This window comes from Comamonas odontotermitis, from assembly GCF_040396735.1.
GTDB classification, from domain to species: domain Bacteria; phylum Pseudomonadota; class Gammaproteobacteria; order Burkholderiales; family Burkholderiaceae_C; genus Comamonas; species Comamonas odontotermitis_C.
Map to the genome: position 1 here is coordinate 26283 of NZ_JBEBNZ010000031.1, position 6975 is coordinate 33257.

Here is a 6975-nt window from a genome sequence, read left to right on the forward strand (position 1 = left end):
GATTGTCGATGCTTTTATGCCCGAAATGTAGCAAGCTGCAGCGTGGCATGCTATGAATTTTTAATCCACGCCTCCATGGCCGCTGTCAGCACGCCGCTGGTGGCGCACCACCAGCCACGCGGCACCCGCCACCATCAGGGCCAGGCCATACCAGGTCAGGGCATAGACAAGGTGGTTGTTGGTAAAGCGGATCTGCGTGAGCCCGGCCTGCGGCCATTGCTGGCTTTGCAGATCTGCGTTACTGTTGCGTTTGGCCTCGCCCACCACGGTGGGGCCGTCGTCCGGCAGGCCTGCATCGACAAAGAACGGGGCCGCCTGCGCCAGTCCGCGCGCCTGTGCAATCGCCTGCACGTCGCGTGAGTACCAGCGGTTGCCTGCCGGATCATTGCTGCGCAGAAATCCCCCTTTGGGCTCGGTGGCGCGCAAAAGGCCGGTGACGGTGACGTTGCCAGTCGGTGTTGCTGCTGCCAGCTGCGCCGCATCGCTCCAGCTGCTGCGCAGGCCGTCAGGCACGAAACCGCGGTTGACGAGCACCTGGGAGCCGTCAGGCTGTTGCAGCGGTGTCATCACCCAAAAACCTGCACCCAGTGCGGTGGTGGCCTGCGTCAGCACGGTCTGTGCGGGCAGCCATTGGCCATGCAGGGTGGTGGGCTGGTACTCCTGCGCTTTGGCATCCAGTCGGGGCCAGCTGGATGGCGCAGGAGGGGGCTGGGGCGCGCTATGGACGCGGCGCTCCACCCGGTCGATCAGATCGAGCTTCCATTGCAGGCGGTATACCTGCCAGGTGCCCAATGCGCAAAAGCCTAAAAACAAGGCGATGCCTACACATGCAAGCATCGCCTGGAAGAGGGCGGAACGCGGGGGCTTTACATCCGCATTCCGTTGCGTTTCGTTGGTCAAAACAGCTCAGTGGTTGGTGTGGTCCTGTGCAGGTTGCGTGGCAGCTGCAGGCGCCGTGTGCTTGTGGCCAGGCATCATGTTGGCATTCATGTGGTACATGACCCACAAGGTGCCAGCCAGCGTCACTGCCACGAACACGATGGTGAAGATGGTGGACATCAAGGTCCAGCCGCCTTCGATCTTGCCATTCATGTGCAGGAAATAGACCATGTGAACGATGATCTGCACGACAGCGAAGAAGGCAATCACCACCACGGTGGTGGTGCGGTTCTCGAACACGTCGCCCATCACCACGGCAAAGGGGATGGCGGTGAGGATGATCGAGAGGAAGAAACCGATCATGTAGCCCGAGAAGGTGCTGTGCGGGCCATCGTCATGACCGTGGTCATCGTGGCCGTGTGCGGCGTGATTGTGTTGTGCGCTCATTTACAGCACTCCCATCAAATATACGAAGGAGAAGACGCCGATCCAGACCACGTCCAGAAAGTGCCAGAACATCGACAGGCACATCAGGCGGCGGTTGTTTTCATGGGTCAGGCCATGCTTGCCGATCTGCAGCAGCAGCACCACCAGCCACACCAGGCCGAAAGTCACGTGCAGACCGTGGGTGCCCACCAGTGCAAAGAAGGCCGACATGGCAGCGCTGCTTTGCGGGCCGGCGCCCACATGGATCAGGTGGTGGAATTCATAGAGTTCCACGCCCAGGAAGCCTGCACCGAAGAGGGCGGTGATGATCAGCCAGGTGATCGTGCCCTTGACCGAGCCCTTTTGCTTGGCCAGCATGGCGAAGCCGAAGGTGATGGACGACAGCAGCAGCAAGGCTGTGTTGATCGCCACCAGGGTCAGGTCAAACAGCTCGGCGCCGCCAGGGCCGCCTGCATAGTTGCGGCCCAGGGCGCCATAGGTGGCAAACAGGGCTGCAAAGATCAGGCAGTCGCTCATCAGGTAGAGCCAGAAGCCCAGAGCAGTGCCGTTTTCGACGTGCGGCTCTTCCTTGAGGAAGTAGTCGCGGGTACCGGTCGCGCCGGCGAGGGTATTGTGATTAGACATGGCGGGCCAACAGTTGGGTACGGGCTTCTTCGGTGACTTCCACCTGCGCAGCAGGGATGTAGTAGTCACGCTTGTAGTTGAAGGTGTGGATGATCGAGGCCAGCACGATACCGGCAAAGCTCAGGCCAGCCAGCCACCACATGTGCCAGATCATGGCAAAGCCAAAGACCAGGGCGATCATCGAGATCACGAAGCCGGCACCGGTGTTCTTGGGCATGTGGATTTCCACGAAGCCGTCGAGCTTGCGCTTGAAACCGTGCTTCTTCATATCCCACCAGGCATCGCTGTCGTGCACGGCTGGCGTGAAGGCGAAGTTGTACTGGGGAGGAGGCGAGGAAGTAGCCCATTCCAGGGTACGGCCGTTCCAGCAGTCACCGGTCACATCACGCAGCTGGTCGCGCTTGAGGTAGCTGACGAACAACTGGATGAAGAAGCAGGCGATGCCCAGTGCGATCAGCACGGCGCCGAACGCAGCGATGATGAACCAGATCTGCAGCGAAGTGTCTTCGTAGTGGTTGACGCGGCGGGTCACACCCATCAGGCCCAGGACATAGAGCGGCGTGAAGGCAACCCAGAAGCCGACGAACCAGAACCAGAACGATGCCTTGCCCCAGAACTCGTCGAGGCGATAGCCGAACGCCTTGGGATACCAGTAGTTGATGCCGGCGAACACGGCAAACACCACGCCGCCAATGATCACGTTGTGGAAGTGGGCGATCAGGAACAGCGAGTTGTGCAGCACGAAGTCAGCCGGAGGAACGGCCAGCAGCACGCCGGTCATGCCGCCGATGGTGAAGGTCAGCATGAAGCCCACGGTCCACAGCATGGGAACGGTGAACTTGATGCGGCCACGGTACATGGTGAACAGCCAGTTGAAGATCTTCGCCCCGGTGGGGATCGAGATGATCATCGTGGTGATGCCGAAGAACGAGTTCACGCTCGCACCCGAGCCCATGGTGAAGAAGTGGTGCAGCCACACCAGCCAGGACAGGATGGTGATACACACGGTCGCATACACCATCGAGGTGTAGCCGAACAGGCGCTTGCGCGAGAAGGTGGCGACGATTTCGGAGAACACGCCGAACGCAGGCAGGATCAGGATGTAGACCTCAGGGTGGCCCCAGATCCAGATCAGGTTCACGTACAGCATGGGGTTGCCGCCCAGCTCGTTGGTGAAGAAGTTGGTGCCGACATAGCGGTCCAGGGTCATCAGGACCAGCACGGCGGTCAGGATCGGGAACGAAGCCACGATCAGGGCGTTGGTGCACAGTGAGGTCCAGGTGAAGATGGGCATCTTCATCAGGTTCATGCCCGGGGCGCGCATCTTGATGATGGTCACGATCAGGTTGATACCCGAAAGCGTGGTGCCCACACCGGCAATCTGCAGTGCCCAGATGTAGTAATCCAGACCCACGCCAGGGTGGTATTCACCCAGGCCCGACAGTGCCAGCCAGCCCAGTGTAGAGAACTCACCCACGAACAGCGAAGCCATCACCAGCACGGCGCCCGAGGTGGTCATCCAGAAGCTGAAGTTGTTCAGGAACGGGAAGGCCACGTCGCGCGCACCGATCTGCAGCGGCACCAGATAGTTCATCAGGCCCGTCACGAAAGGCATGGCCACGAAGAAGATCATGATCACGCCGTGGGCGGTGAAGATCTGGTCGTAGTGGTGCGGGGGCAGGTAGCCCATGGCGTCACCAGCGGCCAGGGCCTGCTGGCCGCGCATCATGACGGCGTCGGCAAAGCCGCGCAGGAACATGACGAGGCCCAGGATCATGTACATGATGCCGATGTTCTTGTGGTCGATGGAGCAGATCCAGTTCTTCCACAGCGGACCCCAGAGCTTGAACTTGGTGATACCGGCAACGACGACGAGGCCGCCCAGGACCACGGCGATAAAGGTCCACAACACGATGGGCTCATGCACCATCGGTATGTCATTCCATGTCAGCCGCCCGAGAAGCGGGTCATGGCTTGCGTTAGTAGCTACGGACATATTGAGTCTCTTTGAAAATTCGCGATGGGTTATTGCGCCACGGTGGGGGCGGTCTCGTCCACACGCAGGGCGGCCACCACTTGCGTGGCATTGGCGGCCGTGCACACGTCATCCTGCGGCAGCAGCGAAACGCTCTTGCCAGCCTTGGTGCGGGCATTGATATTGGCCATGGCGTCCTTGGCCATCATGTCGTCCATGCACATCTTGCCCGCTTCCACGCAGCGGTTGACGATGGCGTGGTAGAGGGTGCTGTCCACATTGCCGAACAGGCGGACGGGATCGCGCTCGCTGGGCTTTTCCAGCTTCACGTACTCGGCGCGGTCGAGAGTGGCGCCTTCGGTCTTGGCCTTCTGTACCCAGGCGTTGAAGTCGCCGTCGGCGAGACCGTGGAACTTGAAGGTCATGCCGGCAAAGCCTGCACCGCTGTAGTGCGAGCTCATGCCCTTGTACACGCCAGGCTTGTTGATCACTGCGTTGAGCTGCGTCTGCATCGAAGGCATGGCGTAGATCATGCCGGCCAGATCAGGCACATAGAACGCGTTCATCGTGGTCGTGGCGGTCAGCTTGAAGCGGATCGGACGGTCCACGGGAGCCGCCAGCTCGTTGATGGTGGCGATGCCTTGCTCGGGGTAGATGAACAGCCACTTCCAGTCCATGGCGACCACTTCCACCTCCAGCGGCTTGACATCGGCCGGAACGGGGCGGTTGGCGTCCACGCGGTCCAGCGGACGGTAGGGGTCGAGCTTGTGGGTGTAGATCCAGGTGATGGAGCCCAGCGCGATGATGATCAAGAGCGGCACCGACCAGATCACCAGCTCCAGGGTCGTGGAGTGGTGCCATTCGGGGTCGTAGTCAGCGGGCTCGTTCGATTCGCGGTACTTGAAGGCAAACAGCAGGATCAGCACCATGACCGGAACGATGATGATCAGCATCAGCAAGGTGGCGATGATCACCAGATTGCCGGACTGCGCAGCAACATCCCCGGCGGGGTTGAGCACAACGGTATTGCAGCCCGCAAGGCTGGCGGCGGCTAGTAACGCCGCGACGAGCCGCGAGGGCCCGCGAAGTTTTTTGAGATCAGGCATGCGAAAAGGCACGGCAAGCGCGCTTAGGTAGAAACATGGATTGCAAAATCCCGCCAAATGTAAATGCTAGAGGCAGGCCTGTCGATTGGACATTTTGTCCTACGTCCTCTCAAAAAGTACCCTGCTAGGCTCCTGAATGGGTACGGTCGTAACAGGCCTGTTACAGCTTGAGGAAGGAGCTTTTGTATGAGTAGTCTCGGTTACGCAGCATCTCCTGTCGGCAGCAATCACAGCGCTGATCAACATACACGGTCCGCTGTGCATGATGACGTCACACCTGGCGAAATTGCGGTCGGCGTTATTATCGGCCGTTCGTCGGAGTATTTCGACTTTTTCGTATTTGGCATAGCGTCGGTATTGGTCTTTCCGACCGTCTTCTTTCCTCACTTTTCCAGGCTGAATGGCACGCTGCTGTCGTTTGCTATATTTGCTATAGCATTTCTCGCCCGTCCCGTGGGGACTGCCATCTCGATGGCCATCCAGCGTCGCTGGGGGCGTGCCGCCAAGATGACCATCGCCCTGTTTCTGTTGGGCGTTGCAACGGTCGGTATCGCATTTTTACCCGGGTATGAATCGATAGGCCGAACAGCCATCGTGCTGCTGGCCCTGTTCCGCTTTGCGCAGGGCCTGGCACTGGGTGGTTCGTGGGATGGCCTGCCATCGCTGCTGGCCATGACCGCGCCCACTGACAAGCGCGGCTGGTACGCGATGATCGGCCAGTTGGGAGCGCCGTTGGGCTTTGTGATCGCGGCAGGCCTCTTTGCCTACCTGTACGGCACCCTGAGCGAGAGCGAGTTCCTCAGCTGGGGCTGGCGCTATCCCTTCTTTGTGGCGTTTGCACTGAACGTGGTGGCACTGTTTGCCCGCCTGCAGCTGGTGCTGGGCCGCACCTACACCCAGGCTATGCAGGAGCGCGAGTTGGAGCCTGTGAGCGTCACCCGCCTGATTGATGAAGAGGGTGGCCACGTTGCCATCGGCGCCTTTGCCGCCTTGGCCAGCTTTGCGCTGTTCCATCTGGTGACGGTGTTCCCGCTGTCGTGGATTTTGCTGTACTCCGACCAGTCGATCACCGAGGTGCTGCTGGTGCAGATGGTGGGCGCTGTATGTGCCGCGTTCGCCATCGTGGCTTCGGGCAAGCTGGCCGACCGTTTTGGCCGTCGCAATACCCTGGGCGCCATGGCCGTGCTGATTGGCCTGTTCAGCCTTGCAACGCCGATGCTGCTGTCGAGCGGCGTCATTGGCCATGACATCTTCATCATTGTCGGCTTCATTCTGCTGGGCCTGTCCTACGGCCAGTCCTCCGGTACCGTGACTGCCAACTTCTCGCCCCAGTACCGCTACACGGGTGCAGCCTTGTCGACCGACATGGCGTGGCTGGTAGGGGCTGCTTTTGCGCCTGTGGTGGCGCTGGGGCTCTCTGCCAAGTTCGGTTTGATCGCGGTGAGCCTGTATCTGCTGTCTGGCGCCGTCTGCACGCTGGTAGCCCTGGGCATCAACCGTGCGCTGGAGTCGAGGGAATCCACCAGCGCAGATTGAACGCCGATCCGGCGATCCGGCGATCCGGCGATCCGACGATCCGGTTTTATCAGGGAATGGTCTATTGAAGACTGGAGCCGTGGATTGACCTGACGGCCTCCGCCTTGGTAGAAAAAGAGCTGCTTGAAGGCAGCTCTTTCTTTTCATGGATGGGGCAGGGGCTTCAGCTCTGTGCCGCTGCGGGCCGCGAGCGGTAGAACTGCATCGGAAACTCCTGCATTTCCTTGAAGTGCTGGTTCATCACCGATTTCTTCATCTTGCCCACCACATGCATCTCACAGGGCTTGCAGTCAAAACGCAGCGTGAGCTTTTCCTTGCCGTTGATGAGCTGCAGCGGCTCGGCCTTGATGGTTCCCTTGACGCCGATCACGCCCTTGGCCTGCTTGGGGCACAGGCTCATCGAGAAGC

The 6975-nt window shown here is 60.2% G+C and carries 6 protein-coding genes and 1 pseudogene; 1 reads left to right on the plus strand and 6 read right to left on the minus strand.

The genetic code is table 11. The annotated features are described in order from the left end of the window. Positions 1-60: 60 nt before the first annotated feature. The 5 genes from ACH2DG_RS18545 to cyoA all read right to left on the minus strand — a co-directional run bounded on the left by ACH2DG_RS18545 (position 61) and on the right by cyoA (position 5031). Complete coding sequence (locus ACH2DG_RS18545; protein ID WP_395027930.1) at positions 61-837, minus strand: SURF1 family protein; 777 nt, start codon at positions 835-837, stop codon at positions 61-63. 69 nt (positions 838-906) lie between these two features. Next, entirely contained in the window at positions 907-1326 is a 420-nt protein-coding gene (cyoD, locus tag ACH2DG_RS18550) for a cytochrome o ubiquinol oxidase subunit IV (protein ID WP_395027932.1), read from the minus strand. Further along, complete coding sequence (gene cyoC, locus ACH2DG_RS18555) at positions 1327-1950, minus strand: cytochrome o ubiquinol oxidase subunit III (protein WP_184707881.1); 624 nt, start codon at positions 1948-1950, stop codon at positions 1327-1329. Further along, a complete protein-coding gene (cyoB, locus tag ACH2DG_RS18560) occupies positions 1943-3946 on the minus strand; it encodes a cytochrome o ubiquinol oxidase subunit I (RefSeq protein WP_395027934.1) in 2004 nt (667 codons plus the stop codon). Before cyoB ends, cyoC begins: the two co-directional genes overlap by 8 nt. A gap of 29 nt (positions 3947-3975) precedes the next feature. Continuing rightward, on the minus strand, positions 3976-5031 hold the full coding sequence (gene cyoA / locus ACH2DG_RS18565) for a ubiquinol oxidase subunit II (RefSeq protein WP_395027935.1): 1056 nt from the start codon (positions 5029-5031) through the stop codon (positions 3976-3978). 186 nt (positions 5032-5217) lie between these two features. On the opposite strand from cyoA, the gene ACH2DG_RS18570 reads away from it, so the two are divergent. Next, a complete protein-coding gene (locus ACH2DG_RS18570; protein WP_395027937.1) occupies positions 5218-6567 on the plus strand; it encodes an MFS transporter in 1350 nt (449 codons plus the stop codon). A gap of 163 nt (positions 6568-6730) precedes the next feature. Here the strand turns inward: ACH2DG_RS18570 and ACH2DG_RS18575 are convergent. After that, positions 6731-6975: pseudogene (locus ACH2DG_RS18575) on the minus strand (collagenase-like protease); the annotation flags it as partial.